At 72.2% G+C, this 15,149-nt stretch carries 10 protein-coding genes; all 10 read right to left on the bottom strand.

The features are described from left to right. Positions 1 to 12 precede the first annotated feature (12 nt). The 10 genes from AB0E07_RS14910 to AB0E07_RS14865 all read right to left on the bottom strand — a co-directional run bounded on the left by AB0E07_RS14910 (position 13) and on the right by AB0E07_RS14865 (position 14,929). Positions 13 to 1,512 (bottom strand): bifunctional cytidylyltransferase/SDR family oxidoreductase, encoded by a 1,500-nt coding sequence (locus AB0E07_RS14910; protein WP_362250595.1) that lies wholly within the window; start codon positions 1,510 to 1,512, stop codon positions 13 to 15. A gap of 192 nt (positions 1,513 to 1,704) precedes the next feature. Beyond that, a complete protein-coding gene (locus AB0E07_RS14905; protein ID WP_362250591.1) occupies positions 1,705 to 2,895 on the bottom strand; it encodes a hypothetical protein in 1,191 nt (396 codons plus the stop codon). Between the two features lie 69 nt (positions 2,896 to 2,964). Next, positions 2,965 to 4,527 carry an alkaline phosphatase D family protein gene (locus tag AB0E07_RS14900; RefSeq protein WP_362250588.1) on the bottom strand — a complete coding sequence of 521 codons (1,563 nt, stop codon included), beginning with the start codon at positions 4,525 to 4,527 and terminating at the stop codon, positions 2,965 to 2,967. Between the two features lie 214 nt (positions 4,528 to 4,741). Further along, positions 4,742 to 6,097 (bottom strand): VCBS repeat-containing protein, encoded by a 1,356-nt coding sequence (locus tag AB0E07_RS14895; protein ID WP_362250586.1) that lies wholly within the window; start codon positions 6,095 to 6,097, stop codon positions 4,742 to 4,744. 130 nt (positions 6,098 to 6,227) lie between these two features. Beyond that, positions 6,228 to 7,670, bottom strand: a complete 1,443-nt coding sequence (gene obgE / locus AB0E07_RS14890) for a GTPase ObgE (RefSeq protein ID WP_362250583.1) — start codon at positions 7,668 to 7,670, stop codon at positions 6,228 to 6,230. A gap of 131 nt (positions 7,671 to 7,801) precedes the next feature. Further along, the gene (rpmA, locus tag AB0E07_RS14885; RefSeq protein ID WP_004950923.1) at positions 7,802 to 8,056 is read right to left on the bottom strand and encodes a 50S ribosomal protein L27; all 255 of its coding nucleotides are present in this window, start codon (positions 8,054 to 8,056) and stop codon (positions 7,802 to 7,804) included. Positions 8,057 to 8,070: 14 nt separating this feature from the next. After that, positions 8,071 to 8,391, bottom strand: a complete 321-nt coding sequence (gene rplU, locus AB0E07_RS14880; RefSeq protein ID WP_041819941.1) for a 50S ribosomal protein L21 — start codon at positions 8,389 to 8,391, stop codon at positions 8,071 to 8,073. Positions 8,392 to 8,622: 231 nt separating this feature from the next. Beyond that, positions 8,623 to 12,777 (bottom strand): Rne/Rng family ribonuclease, encoded by a 4,155-nt coding sequence (locus AB0E07_RS14875; RefSeq protein ID WP_362250578.1) that lies wholly within the window; start codon positions 12,775 to 12,777, stop codon positions 8,623 to 8,625. Between the two features lie 262 nt (positions 12,778 to 13,039). Continuing rightward, positions 13,040 to 13,801, bottom strand: coding sequence for a TIGR03936 family radical SAM-associated protein (locus tag AB0E07_RS14870; protein WP_362250576.1), 762 nt, complete (start codon positions 13,799 to 13,801; stop codon positions 13,040 to 13,042). Positions 13,802 to 13,849: 48 nt separating this feature from the next. Continuing rightward, complete coding sequence (locus AB0E07_RS14865; RefSeq protein WP_362250796.1) at positions 13,850 to 14,929, bottom strand: hypothetical protein; 1,080 nt, start codon at positions 14,927 to 14,929, stop codon at positions 13,850 to 13,852. Between the last annotated feature and the right edge of the window lie 220 nt (positions 14,930 to 15,149).

Here is a 15,149-nt window from a genome sequence, read left to right as displayed (position 1 = left end):
ATTAACTGTTGATTATGCCACGCCGTCCTGACGGTCCAGCACACTGGCCAGGGCCGCCTCGAAGCCGGAGGCCTGTCCCGCGGCGGCCGTCGGGTCCTGCTGGCGGACATCGATCACATGTCCGGTCAGCTCGGAGAGCAGCACGTCGAGCGAGGTACGGGCGACCGCCTCGGACGACAGCAGCGTACCCGTCGGCTCCTGTCCGAAGGCCTTGGTGCGCATCGGCGTGGCGGTGCGCTCGGGGTTGATGCAGTTCACCCGGATGCCGTCGCCGGCCCACTCGTCGGAGAGCGCCTGGGTGAGGTTGACCATGGCGGCCTTGGTGGAGGAGTACAGGCTGTACTCGGCGCGGCCGCGGGTGTAGCTGCTGGAGGTGTAGAGCAGCAGCTGGCCCTTGGTCTCGGCGAGGTACTTGTACGAGGAGCGGGCGATCTGCACCGGCGCCAGGTAGTTGACCTTCAGCGCCTCCTCGATGGTGGCGTTGTCGGTCTCGGCGAGCTTGCCGATGCGCAGCACACCGGCGGTGTTGACGACGTAGTCGATGCGGCCCGTCTCGGCGTAGGCCTTGGACAGCGCGTCGTCGACCTCCTCCGGGTTCTCCACGTGGGTGCCGGTGGTGGAGCGGCCGAGGGCGTAGACCTTGGCGCCGTAGGACTCGGCCAGCTCGGCGATGTCCTTGCCGATGCCGTAGGAGCCGCCGAAGACGACGACGGTCTTGCCGGTCAGCAGCTCGCGGTAGGCCTCCTCGGAGACCTGCTCCGGGGCGGCGGTGGAGGCCAGCTGGAACAGCTTGTCGGCGATGAAGACGTCGACGGGCTGGGTGACCTTCATGTTGTACTCGTCGCCCGCGACCACGTGGATCGGCACGTCCGGCAGGTACTTCAGCACCACCGAGCAGTCGTCGGTGGCCTGGAAGTTCGGGTCGCCGGCCGCGACCTCGTAGGCCCGCTTGATCGTGGACAGCTTGAAGGCCTGCGGGGTCTGGCCGCGGCGCAGCCGGGAGCGGTCCGGGATCTCGGTGATGAACTCGCCGTCCTCGCCGTGGGTGCGCGTCACGATGATCGTGTCGGCGGACGGGATGGCGACGTCCACGGCGCTGAAGCGCTCCAGGGCGACGACACAGTCGTCGATCACGCGCTGTGACAGCAGCGGGCGCACGGCGTCGTGGAAGAGGACGTTGCGGTCCTCACCCTCCGCGAGGCCCTCGCCGAGCGCCGCGATGGCGCGCTCGGTGGTCTCGTTGCGGGTGGAGCCACCCTCGATGATCTTGGTGACCTTGGTGAACCCGGCCTTGGCCACGATCTTCTCGATGTCGGGCACATAGCCCGGCGCCATCAGCACGATGACGTCGTCGATCGAGTCCGCCTTCTCGAAGGTGGTCAGGGTGTGCTCGATGACTGCCTTGCCGGCGATCTTCAGCAGCTGCTTGGGGATCGAGAGACCCACACGCTGACCGGTACCGCCGGCCAGGATCACTGCGGTGGTACGGGGCTTGGCTATGTGCTGGGACACAGGTGACCTACCTTGTGGCGACTGGGAACTCGGAAATGGTCCCACTTCGGGTAACCGCAGTGCAAGGTGAGCGACCTCCGCCGCATATGTGCGCGCAACCTGTCATTCACCTTGCACTCCTGGTGACGGTCGGAATGCCCGCTCGGTTCCCGGAGGAATTGCTCGATGTAGCTGTGAGTAACCGCACAGCCCTCAGCGGCGGCGCAGTTTCTTCAGACAGCGATGCCCGAGCACCTTCACCAGTTCCATGGACGAGGTCTGGTGAACCGTGCGCGACTTCACCGGCGCGGTGTTGCGCACCGGTGCCGCCGCGGCGGCGGCCAGCGCTCCGTACAGCGCCTGCGCGGCCACCTCGGGGGCGATGCGCGGCTCGGGGCCGGTACGCGCGGGAGGCTTGGGCACGGCGGACAGCACGGCCGGGTCGCCCAGCACCCGGACGCCCATGGCGGCGATCCGCCCGGCCATCTCGGCGCCGATCTCCGCGGCCGCCTCCACCGCCCACTGCGGGGTGCTGATCTTCACGTCGTCCGGACCGGGCGCGCACGCGTTCTTCATATGCATGACGGCGCCATATCGGATGAGCTGAGAATAGAGTTCTTCCGGCAGCTCATTCCCGCGGAATTCCACATTGAGATTCCGCAGCATTTCGGTCTCGGCGAGGGTGAGCGACCGGTTGGCGGTGTCCGGAACCTCCTGGAGCAGATCTCCGGGGAGTCCGAGCAGCGCCTCGAAGGTGCGCATCAGGCCGCCGCGGTCCCGGTCGTCGACCACGACGACGGTGACCCGGTCCGCGCCCACGGCCCGGACCCAGCGCTCGACCAGCCGGTCGTGCCGGTGCCGCCGCCAGAAGCTGGGGTTGGGCTTCTCGTACGGCGCCTTGCGGAGCATGTGCTCCAGCCAGCTCTCGTAGCCCATGCGCAGCCCGTTCTGCACGTACTGCTGCCACTGCGAGGGCATGATCCTCGCCAGCGGGCGCAGGGTGACCAGCACGTGCACCCGCTCGCCGCCGAGATCCTCGACGATTCGGGCGATCGTCTCGTCGTCGGGGGCGTCGGCGAAGAACTCGCTGCTGATCACCGAGGTGCGGCGGCCGGTGGCGGCGACCTGGCCGACCAGCGTCTCCCAGTGCCGTTCGGTGGGTTTGCTGTTGCCCATCATCCCGGGGCGCTCGCACACGGCCAGCGCGGCCGACATGGGATGCCGGCTGGTGGCGGGGAAGTCCACGCCGTGCGCCGCCATCGCGTCCTTGGCCGCGAACAGGGCGCCCTGGATCGAGGTGGTCCCGGTCTTGTGGGGGCCGATGTGCAGCAGCCGGGTCCCGGCAGGCAGCGGCGCGATCCCGCTGTTGGCCGGGACTTCATCTCTCGTACAGTCCGTCTCCATGGTTAAGTGACGGTAAGACCTGTTCCTGAGGGTTGGCTAAGAGCTGTACGGCGGTGTGACGAGCGCCACTCAGACCAGTTCCACGCCGGGGCGCCCCGCCTCCACCCGCAGCCGGGCCAGCGTGCTCGGTACGGCCGTCCGCGACCGGACCGTGTCCACCACTCTGACCTGCGCGTCGATACCGTCGCGGCGGATGTCGAAGAGGTGGTAGCCGCGGTGCGCGTCGAGCAGTTTCCAGTGCGGGTTGTCCGCCCGGCGCGGGTCCCACTCCTTGCGGAACGCCTCCTGGTCCTGGTCGCCGTTGCTGGAGATCGACGTGCCGACGAACTCCGCGCCGACGACGGCCGACCCGGGGTCGGCGAAGTCCTCCTTCAGGTCGCTGACCATCGTCAGATGGCGGTCGCCGGTGAGCACCACCGGGTTGCGCACACCGCGGAACTCCCCGAGGAACTCGTTGCGCTCGGCCTGGTAGCCGTCCCAGGCGTCGTAGAACCACTGCTTGCCCTCGCCGACCAGCAGATCGGTCTCGGCCATCATGATCTGCGAGGCGACGAGGTTCCAGCGGGCGGGCGAGTCGCGCAGCCCGTCCAGCAGCCACCGCTTCTGCGCGGCGCCGAGCATGGTGCGCGCGGGGTCCATGGCGCCGGCCTGGCCGGTCGCCTGATCGCTGCGGTACTGGCGGGTGTCGAGCACGTTGAGCCGGGCCAGCCGGCCGAACTCCAGGCGGCGGTGCATCCGGATGTGCGGCCCGTTCGGGACGGCCGTGGCCCGCACCGGCATGTGCTCGTAGTACGCCTGGTAGGCGGCCGTCAGCCGGGCCACGAACGCCTCGTGCTGCTGCTTGTCCGGGTCCTGCGGGATCTCACCGGCGAAGTCGTTGTCGACCTCGTGGTCGTCGAAGGTCACCACGAAGGGGGCGCCCGCGTGCATCGCCGCGAGATCGGGGTCGCCGCGGTACTGCGCGTACCGGTTGCGGTACTGCTCCAGGGTGTACGGCTCCCCCGTCCCCTCGTGCCGGCGCAGGGCCGTCGCCGAGGGCACCGACTCGTAGATGTAGTCACCGACGAACAGCACCGCGTCCGGGTCCTGGGCCAGCATGTCGGCGTACGGGGTGAAGTAGCCGTGCTGCCAGTTCTGGCAGGAGGCGAGCGCGAGGCGCAGTTCGCCTCCCGAGCTGTGCGGGTGGGGCGCGGTACGGGTGCGGCCCACGGGCGAGATACGGCCGCCGGCGCGGAAGCGGTACCAGTAGCGGCGGCCGGGGCGCAGGCCGCGTACGTCGACATGGACGCTGTGCCCGTACTCGGGCCGGGCCTGGGCGGTGCCGCGGCGCACGACTCTGCGCAGCCGCTCGTCCTCGGCCAGCTCCCACTGCACCGGTACGACGGTGGCGGGCATGCCACCGCCGTTCAGGGGGTCGGGGGCGAGCCGGGTCCAGAGCACGACGCCGTCGGGCAGCGGGTCTCCGGAGGCCACGCCGAGACCGAACACGCCCTCGGGCAGGGACGTCTCGGCGGCGCGGGCGGTGGCGGGCAGCCACAGCTGCGCGGAGGCGGCGGCGCCGAGCACCGCGGCGCCCGCGGTCAGAAAGCCACGGCGGTCGGCGGATCCTGTGCTGGTCGTCGCTGGGGTCATCGGCGAACTCCCTTGCGTCGCGGGCCCTTCGGACTCCTGGAAGCTCACGCTTCCGGACGGTCCGACCGCTGAATCCCGGGGTTCGCGTGCATGACAAATAGACAGACAACAGAAGACCCGTCGCGGCACGGTCATCACACAAGGAAAGTGATCTTGCCACAACGGGTCCCTGAAACCGCCTCACTGACACCCGGTCAGTCGCGGGGGCGCGGCGTCACTGCGGGAAACGGTCCCCGAACCGCGAGTCGGCCGCCGGCATGCCGAAGGAACCGCCGCCGAAGGAGCGGACCCCGTGGTCCGAGAACAGCCAGACACCCCCGGCCCAGTCGTTCTCCCCGACGGCGGACACGACCGGCTCGACCAGCCCGTCCCCGTCGCCGTCCACCAGGTCGGTACGGCTGCCGAAGCGGTCGTTCGACTCGGCGGCGCCCGGGACCCCCGCACTGGCCTGGCTGAACACCACGGTGCCCGCCCCGGTGGGACCGTCCGGGCCACCCGGCAGGACCGCCACGTTGCCGGCGTCGGTGAGGCCGCCGAAGTCCTCGCTCGGATTGCCCGCCACGATGTCGCCGTACCCGTCGCCGTCGACGTCGCCCACCGAGACGAACCCGCCGAACCGGTCGCCCGTCTCCTCCGCGCCCGGCACCCCGGGCGTGTCCTGGTCGATCAGGCGCGCGGAGCCGCCGTCGAGGACCAGGATCTCGCTGGTGCCGCCGGTGACGATCTCGTCCCGCCCGTCGCCGTCGACGTCACCGACCGCGAGGGACTCGTCCCAGGGGTCCTTGGCCTGGAAGGTCGTCACGGCGGTCGGCGGAAGCAGCCCCGAGGCGCTGCCGCGGGCCACGGTCACCTCGTACCGGAAGCGGTGCTCCGTGTTCGACTCGTACTCACGGGCCAGCGTCACCACGTCGGTGATGCCGTCGCCGTCCGTGTCCCCGGAGGCGACGGCCGTCCGCTCGTCGGTGAGGATGAACGGGGCCTTCCGCTGCGCCGAGGCGGCCCGGCCGTCCCGCCCGAAGGGGCCGAACCGCACGTCGTCCTGCCGGGCCAGGTCCTGGTGTCCGTCCCCGTCGAAGTCCCCGGCGACGGTGATGCTGCCCTGGTAGCGGGAGGTGGTCAGCGCGGGCAGCACCTTGCCGGAGGTGAAGGGCTTCGGGCCGCCCCAAAGGATGGTGCGGTGGCCGTCCCGGGCGATCCCGTCCTGGGTCCACTGCTCGTTGTCGGTCTCGACCAGCAGATCGGGGTAGCCGTCGCCGTCGTAGTCGCCGACGGTGAGATGGGCGCCGAACATGTCGTGGTACTCGACGCCGCCCGGGATGCCCGGGGACGCCTGGCTGTAGACCTTCCTGGTGCCGGGGCCCCGCGCGGAGCCGTAGACCACCGCGATGTACCCGGCGCGCTTCTTGCCCGCCACGGTCCCGACCGGGACGCCGGTGACCTGGTCCTCGTAGCCGTCGCCGTTGAAGTCCTGGGTCAGGGCGGGGTGTTGGGCGTGGGCGAGGGATGGTGGTGCCGTGAGGGTCGCGCCCAGCAGGGCGAGGACGACGACCGAACCACGTCGTACGGACACGTCGGCTCCGGGGATCGAGGGATGGACGAGGCAGCGCGGACGAGGATCCTGATCCTCGTCCGCGCTGCCCGGTACGACTCGCCGGGCGGGGCGTTGGTTGCCCCGCCGTACGCCCCGGCTTCCCTCGTGGTTAACCCTCGAAGGGCTCGAAGCCGTCGAACTCCCGCTCGCTCTCGTCCCGTTCGGCCTGCTTGTCCCGGCGGCGCTGGGCCGCGGGGCGCGGGGCCTCGAACCGGTGGTCCTCACCGCGCCGGCCGAGCATCTCGGCGCCCGCCATGACGGTCGGCTCCCAGTCGAAGACGACGGCGTTCTCCTCGGGGCCGATGGCGACACCGTCGCCGGCCCGGGCGCCCGCCTTCATCAACTGCTCCTCGACACCGAGGCGGTTGAGGCGGTCGGCGAGGTAGCCGACGGCCTCGTCGTTGTTGAAGTCGGTCTGCCGCACCCAGCGTTCGGGCTTCTCGCCGCGCACCCGGAACAGGCCGTCGTCCTCGCGGACCACGGTGAAGCCCGAGTCGTCCACGGCCTTGGGCCGGATGACGATCCGGGTCGCCTCCTCCTTCGGCTTCGCGGCGCGCGCCCGGCCCACCAGGTCGGCGAGCGCGAAGGACAGCTCCTTCAGGCCGAGGTGCGCGACCGCGGAGACCTCGAAGACGCGGTAGCCGCGCTCCTCCAGCTCCGGCCGCACCATCTCGGCGAGGTCCCTGCCGTCCGTGACGTCGATCTTGTTCAGGACCACGATCCGCGGCCGGTTGTCCAGGCCGCCGTACTCCTTCAGCTCCGCCTCGATGATGTCGAGGTCGGAGACCGGGTCGCGGTCGGACTCCAGCGTGGCCGTGTCCAGCACGTGCACCAGCACGGAGCAGCGCTCCACGTGCCGCAGGAACTCCAGGCCCAGGCCCTTGCCCTGGCTGGCGCCCGGGATCAGACCGGGCACGTCCGCGATGGTGTACACGGTCGAACCGGCGGTCACCACACCGAGGTTGGGCACCAGCGTGGTGAACGGGTAGTCGGCGATCTTCGGCTTGGCCGCGCTGAGCACGGAGATCAGCGAGGACTTGCCGGCGCTCGGGTAGCCCACCAGCGCCACGTCGGCGACGGTCTTCAGCTCCAGCACGATGTCCTGGAGGTCCCCGGGCACCCCGAGCAGCGCGAAGCCGGGCGCCTTGCGGCGGGCGGAGGCGAGGGCCGCGTTGCCGAGGCCGCCCCGGCCGCCCTGCGCGGCGACGAAGGAGGTGCCGTGGCCGACGAGGTCGGCGAGGACGTTGCCCGCCCGGTCGAGGACGACGGTGCCGTCCGGCACGGGGAGGACCAGATCCTGCCCGTCCTTGCCGGACCGGTTGCCGCCCTCACCGGGCTTGCCGTTGGTGGCCTTGCGGTGCGGGGAGTGGTGGTAGTCGAGCAGCGTGGTGATCGACTGGTCGACGGTGAGGATCACGTCCCCGCCGCGTCCGCCGTTCCCGCCGTCGGGTCCGCCGAGCGGCTTGAACTTCTCACGGTGGACGGAGGCACAGCCGTGGCCTCCGCTACCCGCGGCGACGTGCAGCTCGACGCGGTCCACGAAGGTGGTCATGTTTCAGTGCCTCCTGGAGATCCCCCCGGCCGTCTGCCGGGGGCGTACGGGTACTACCCATGTCAACACGCGAAAGGCGGACCCGCCTTCCCGACCGGGAAGTGAGGTCCGCCTCGCGAAAAAGCTTCCGATCAGGCGACCGGAACGATGTTCACGACCTTGCGGCCACGGTGGGTGCCGAACTGCACCGCACCGGCGTTCAGCGCGAACAGCGTGTCGTCGCCGCCACGGCCGACGCCCGCGCCGGGGTGGAAGTGGGTGCCGCGCTGGCGGACCAGGATCTCACCCGCGCTGACGACCTGACCGCCGAAGCGCTTCACGCCGAGGCGCTGAGCGTTGGAGTCACGACCGTTGCGGGTGGACGATGCGCCCTTCTTGTGTGCCATCTCTCCTCAGTCCCTTACTTCGCAGCCGCGGGGATCTCAGTGACCTTGATCGCCGTGTACTGCTGGCGGTGGCCCTGACGACGGCGGTAGCCGGTCTTGTTCTTGTAGCGAAGGATGTCGATCTTGACGCCCTTGTGGTGGTCCACGACCTCGGCCTGGACCTTGATGCCGGCCAGAACCCACGGGTCGCTGGTCACGGAGTCGCCGTCGACAACGAGCAGGGTCGAGAGCTCGACCGTGTCGCCAACCTTGGCAGTGGAAATCTTGTCAACCTCAACGATGTCGCCGACAGCAACCTTGTGCTGGCGACCACCGCTGCGCACGATGGCGTACACGCGGATCTCACTCTCTCGCTCGGGAACGGCACCCCCGCAGTCCAGCCGCCCGCACAACGCGAACGGCCTCTCCCAGCCACTCGTGCCCGGGAGGAAGAGGTTTACGGGGATGTGGCACGTCAGTGGACACGCCGACGGTCAAGGTTACGGGGCGGCGGCCGAACGGGTCAAACCGGGCCGGGCCCCAGGGGTGTGCGGCCCGTCACGCGAACCGCACACCCCCTCTTTCGATCAGCCCTCGTCGGTGGAGGCCGAGACGGTGGGCAGCGCCTGCTGCGCCGCCGCCGCGGTCTTCTTCGACGCGGTCTTCTTGGCGGCCGTGGCGGTCTTGGCCGCCTTCTTGGCCGTCGTCTTCTTGGCGGCCGTCTTGGTGGCCGCGGTCTTCTTGGTGGCGGCCTTCTTGGCGGTCGCCTTCTTCGCCGTCCTGCGGGCGGCGGTCTTCTTGGCCGGAGCCTCGACCGGGGCCTCCTCCGCCTCGGGCGCGGCGGCCTCCGCGGCCTCCGTCGCCGCAGGGACGACCACCACGGCCGTCTCCTCGGACGCGGTGGGCGCGGTGGCCTTGCGCACCGCGCGACGGCGCGGACGGGCCGGTGCGGCGCTCTCGGCGGACGCCTCGACGACCGGCTCGGCGGCGGGCGCCTCGGCCTCCGGGGCGGCGGCCGGCTCGGGCGCCGGCTCGCTGCTGACGGTCACCACGGCGGCCTCGGCACCCTCGGGCGCCGACACCTTGCGGGTCGCACGACGACGCGTACGGCCCTTCGGCGCGGCCTCCGCGACCTCCGCGGTCTCCGCGGTCTCCGCGGTCTCCTCCGCGACGGCGGGCGCGGCCTCGACGACCGCGTCCTCCACGGCGGCGGGCGCCGCCTTCGCCTCGGCGGCCGGCTCCGGAGCGACCGGACGCGCGGCCTCCTCGGCGGTCACGTGCTGGGCGGTCGGCGCCGCGGCCTTCGGGGCTGCCGCGGCCTTCGGGGCACCCGCCGGAGCGGAGGCCCGACGGCCGGCCCGACGCCGGGTGCGGCCACCGCGGGCGACCGCGGCCTCCGCCTCGGCGACGCTGCTGTACAGCTCCTCGTCCGCGGTGAACTCCGGCGCGGGCAGCGCGACCGGCTCGGCGACCTCGGCCGCCACCTCGGCGACGGTCTCCGTCTCCGGCTCGACCGGCTCGGCGGTCTCCACCGCGCTCGCCGCGGCCTCGTGGCCGTGCTCGTGCGTGTGTTCCTGCCCGTCGCCGCCGCGCCCGCGCTTCTTGCGCTTGCCGCCGCCACCGGCGGCCGTCGGCTGCTCCATGTGCACGATGACACCGCGGCCGTTGCAGTGGACGCAGGTCTCGGAGAACGACTCCAGCAGGCCCTGGCCGACCCGCTTGCGGGTCATCTGCACCAGACCCAGCGAGGTGACCTCGGCGACCTGGTGCTTGGTGCGGTCCCGGCCCAGGCACTCCAGCAGGCGCCGCAGCACCAGGTCCCGGTTGGACTCCAGCACCATGTCGATGAAGTCGATCACGATGATGCCGCCGAGGTCGCGCAGCCGCAGCTGACGCACGATCTCCTCGGCCGCCTCCAGGTTGTTCCTGGTGACCGTCTCCTCCAGGTTGCCGCCCTGGCCGGTGAACTTGCCGGTGTTGACGTCGACGACGACCATCGCCTCGGTCCGGTCGATCACCAGCGAACCGCCGCTGGGCAGCCAGACCTTGCGGTCCAGCGCCTTGGCGAGCTGCTCGTCGATCCGGTACGTGGCGAAGACGTCGACCTCGGAGGTCCACTTCGACAGCCGCTCGGCGAGATCGGGGGCGACGTGCGAGACGTACCCGTGGATCGTCGACCAGGCGTCGTCACCGCTGACGACGACCTTGGAGAAGTCCTCGTTGAAGATGTCCCGCACGACCCGGACGGTCATGTCCGGCTCGCCGTAGAGCAGCGTGGGGGCGTTGCCGCTCTTGGCCTTCTTCTGGATCTCCTCCCACTGCGCCTGGAGCCGCTCGACGTCGCGGCGCAGCTCGTCCTCGCTCGCGCCCTCGGCGGCGGTGCGCACGATGACGCCCGCGTCCTCGGGGACGATCTTCTTGAGGATGGTCTTCAGCCGCGCCCGCTCGGTGTCCGGCAGCTTGCGGCTGATACCGGTCATCGACCCCTCGGGGACGTAGACCAGGTAGCGGCCCGGCAGGGAGACCTGGCTGGTCAGGCGTGCGCCCTTGTGGCCGATCGGGTCCTTGGTGACCTGCACCAGGACCGACTGGCCGGACTTCAGGGCGGACTCGATGCGGCGCGGCCCGTTGGCCATGCCCAGCGCCTCGAAGTTGACCTCACCGGCGTAGAGCACGGCGTTGCGGCCCTTGCCGATGTCGATGAAGGCGGCCTCCATCGAGGGCAGGACGTTCTGCACCTTGCCGAGGTAGACGTTGCCGACGTACGAGGTCGACTGCTCCTTGTTGACGTAGTGCTCCACGAGCACGTTGTCCTCAAGGACACCGATCTGCGTACGGTCGCCGTGCTGGCGGACCACCATCACGCGCTCGACGGCCTCACGGCGGGCCAGGAACTCCGCCTCGGTGATGATCGGCACCCGGCGGCGGCCCTGCTCGCGGCCCTCGCGGCGGCGCTGCTTCTTCGCCTCCAGACGGGTCGAGCCCTTGATGGACTGCACCTCGTCCGACGGCTCGGCCTTCGCCCGCGGCTCGCGCACCTTGACGACGGTGCGCTCCGGGTCGTCGGCCGACGCCTCGGACTCGGAGGAGGAGTCCCCGGCCCGGCGACGGCGCCGACGACGGCGACGGCTGCTGGACGTGGAGCCACCGGACTCCTCGCCCTCGGCCTCCTCGGCGTCCTCTTCCTCCTGCTCGGCGGTGTCCTCGGCGTCCTGCGCCGCCTGGGCGGCGGCCTCGTCGGACCCGTCGTCCCCGGACTCGGCGTCGGAGTCGGCGGACTCACCGCGACGACGGCGACGGCCACCGCGGCGACGGCGGCGGCGCGCCCCGGTCTCCTCGGCCTCGTCGCCCTCGACGGCGTCCTCGGCCGAGTCCTCGGCGTCCTCGTCGGCCTCGTCCTCGGCGGCGGGCTGCTCGGCACGCACCTCGGCACGGACCTCGCGGGCCTCGCGGGTCTCGGTCTCCTCCGCGTGGGCGGCGCCGCGACGGCGGCGACGGCGGCGGGAGCCGGTCTGCTCCTCGGGCAGCTCCTCGGTCTCCTCCGGCTCCTCGGCCACGTCCGAGGCGACGGCGGCGGCCTCGGCCGCGGCGCGCTCCGGCGTCTGGAACCTGGGCTCGGCGAAGACGGGCTGCTGGAAGACGGCGACGGCGGGGCGCGCCGGGCGGCGCGGGGCGTCCTCGTCCTCGGCGGCTTCCTTCCGGGCGGCCTTGGCCGGCTCGGAGAAGCCGGTGGCGGCCTTGCGCACGACCCGGCGGCGGCGACGGGGGCCGGCGTCCTCGGTCTCGGGCTGCTCGGCCACGGGCGCCTCGACGGCGGGGGCCTCGACGGCCGGCTCGGGCGTCGCGTTCTCGGGCGTCGCGTTCTCGTCGGCAGGGGTCACGCTCGCCTCCACGTTCTCGGGCGCCCCGGCGGGCGCGGACACGCGACGCGTGGCACGTCGGCGGGTACGGCGGGGGGTGCCGTCCTCCTCGGACGCGGCCGGGGTCTCCTCGGCGGGAGCCTCGGTGGCGGACGCGGCGGGGGCCGGCTCGGCGGTCTCGGCGGCGGGGGCGGCGGTCTCGGCAGCCTCCGCCGGCTCGGGCGCGGACACCTTGCGGGTGGCGCGGCGGCGGGTACGGCCCTTCGGCGCGGCGTCCTCGGCCGGCTGCTCCACCGGAGCGACGGCGGGCACGGGGGCCTCCGCCTCGACGGGGGCGGCGGTCTCGGCCGCCTCAGCCGGCTCGGGCGCGGACACCTTGCGGGTGGCGCGGCGGCGGGGGCGGCGCGGGGCGGCGTCCTCCACGGCAGCGGCGGCGGAGGCGGCCTCGACGCCCTCGGTGGCGGGCGCCGGCTCCTCGGCGGAACCGGTCGCGGGCACGATGGTCTCGGCGGCCTCGGCCGACACGGGTGCGCCGGCGGGCGCGGACGCCCGGCGGACCACACGGCGACGCGTACGGCCGGCGGCGGGGGCTTCCTCGGCGACGGCGGCACCGGCCTCCTCGGCCGCGGTGGCCTCGTCGGTCTCGGTGACCTCGTCGGCCGCGTCGGTCTCCGGGGTGACGGTCTCCTCGACCTGGGGCTCAGCGGCCTCGGCCTGCTCCGTCGCGGCGTCCGGTATGGCCGGCGCGGTCCCGGCCGCGGCCTCGGGCCCGGTCGGCGGACCCGCGGGGCGGGACGCTGCCCGGCGCCGACGACGCGGCGGCAGGGTGTCGCTGGGGGTATTCGATTCGGAACCCTCAGTGGGGTCGGTCGGTTCGAGCATGCGGGCGTTTCTCCCGTCAGGCTCCCGGGCGCCGCGCATGGTCCGGCGAAGTGCCGGTGACGTCCGCGGCTCGCGTCGTGCGCGACTGCCGCCGTCCGGGGCGCGGGCGCCGCACGGGAGCTCTCTGTGTCCTGTCTCGCCGGTTCCGTACGCCGAATGCGTACGGCCTGGCGAAAGTCTTCTGGTCGGTGCGCTGCCCGACCCAGGTGGCTCCCGAGTACGAGGGCGGCGCTACGACGTCCGTCCCTTCGCGGGACCTCCCTTACGCCGGCGCCTTCGCGGCGGCAGCGGATCCGGCCGTGTGGGCCGTCGCCGCCTCGCGGTCAGGTGCGAGCGGGTCGGTCACCGTGCCGGTCTCTTCATCGAGCAGCCCCTGCGCCAGCCTGGTCACCGCAGCGGGGACCGGCGGCGCCAGGTCGGCCACGGCGCGGAGACCGGACAGGACGTCGTCGGGTCGAACGGCAGGCGTCACGTGCCGAACAACCAGCCGCAGTATCGCACAGGGCTGGTCGGTCGGCCTATCAGCCGTCGAACTGTGCGTTTCAAGATCGACGACCGCCGGCCGGGCGTCGAAGGTACGGACACCGTTCTTGGTCATCCGCTGGACCTCGACGGACTCCGCGGCGTTGAACGCGGCGACCGCGCGCTCCGCTTCCGCGGGGTCCACGCCCTCCAGCCGCAGCTCCCACTCGGAAGCCGTCAGCCGGTCGGCGAGCCCGGAGGTACGGGCCTCGACCGCGTCGACGACGTCGAGCCCGGGGGGCAGCGACTCGTCGAGCAGGTCCCTGAGCTGGTCCGGGTCCCGCGGCGCGGTGAGCGCGATCTCCAGGTACTCCGCCTCACTGCCCGTGCCGGTGGGTGCGGCATTGGCGTACGACACCTTCGGATGCGGCGTGAACCCCGCCGAGTACGCCATGGGCACCTCGGCGCGGCGCAGCGCACGCTCGAAGGCGCGCTGGAAGTCTCGGTGGCTGGTGAACCTCAGGCGGCCGCGCTTGGTGTAGCGCAGTCGGATGCGCTGCACCGCGGGTGCGGGCGGCGGGCCTTCGGGCTGTCGCTTGCCCAGTGTCGTTCAGTCCTTAGTGAGAGCGGTCGTACTGCTACCAAGAGTACGTGTCTCGGCGCCGAGCGGTTCCCGTCGGGCCACCGCTTCCCGCTTTCGGGGCTCCCCGAACAGCAGCCACCGTACCTCGGCCCGTGCCTGTCGTACCGACTCCCGGGCCGAGGCGAGCGCCTGGCGGGTGGCCCGCCCCACGGCGCGCCCGGCCTCTGCGCAGGGCCGCAGCACGGCGTCCCGCACGACATGACCGACCGGGGTGAGGACGCTGCGGTACACCCAGCGGAGCGGCTCCACGACGGTCCACCGGAAGAGGGTCGCGAGGAACCGCCCGACCGCCAGCGAGATCCGTCCGGCGACCCGCCAGGCGTGCCCGAGCGCGCCCCAGACCTCCCGCCCCACGAGGGCGAGCACCCGGCCCGCCGGCACGAGCACCCACCGCCACAGGGCCCCCAGGGGCAGCACGACCAGCACCCGCACGGTCCAGTACAGACAGAACCCGACCCCTCGCCCGACCCACATCAGACCGTGCCCCAGGGGCGTCAGCACCCACCGGTACACCCAGAGGGCCGGCACCACCAGCAGATACCGCACGAGCCAGGCGGCACCCGTGTACGTCCATCCGCCGAGCGCGGCCAGCCCCGCCCCGACACCCCGCAGCACCCACATGCAGGCCCGCCCGACCGGCGCGAGCACCTGCGCGTACAGCCACTCCAGGCCCGCCAGAATCCCCCGCCCGACCCACACCAGGGCATGCCCCGACGGCGTCAGCACCCACCGGTACACCCACCCGAGCGGCACCACGACAAGGACGTTGCCGAGCCAGAGGAGTACGCGTCCGAGGGGCACCAGCACATACCGCCACAGCCCCACGAGGGGCCACACGAACAACGCCCGCCCGGTCCACAGCAGAGCCCTGCCGAGCGGCCGCAGCACGGTGTCGTTCAGGAACCGTCCCCCGACGACGAACGCGTCCCACACCATCCGCACCGGCAGCACCAACACCAGCACGACGATCCGCACCGGCAGCCGGACGGCGACGACGAGACACCCCTCCGGCTGCCTGACCTCGGGCAACGACTTCTCCGTCTCCATACCGGACATGACGCACCCACGCCTCCCCCGGATGCCCACCCGGTGTTGCAAAGCCGTCACGGCCCGGCGGACACGAGGAGAGCCCCTACCCGACCCGGAAAGGGGCTCTCGTCAGCTCTCGCTCAGCCGCACCCGGCCTCAGGCACCGTCCTCAGTGCACATGCCCGGCACCGGCGGGCGCCGGCGCGGCGTTCTTCACCGCGAGAGGCAGCAGCTTCTT

This window comes from Streptomyces sp. NPDC048002 (genome assembly GCF_040653275.1).
Lineage (GTDB): Bacteria > Actinomycetota > Actinomycetes > Streptomycetales > Streptomycetaceae > Streptomyces.
The sequence above is the reverse complement of the archived record's forward strand: the minus strand, read 5'-3'. Positions and strand labels throughout refer to the sequence as shown.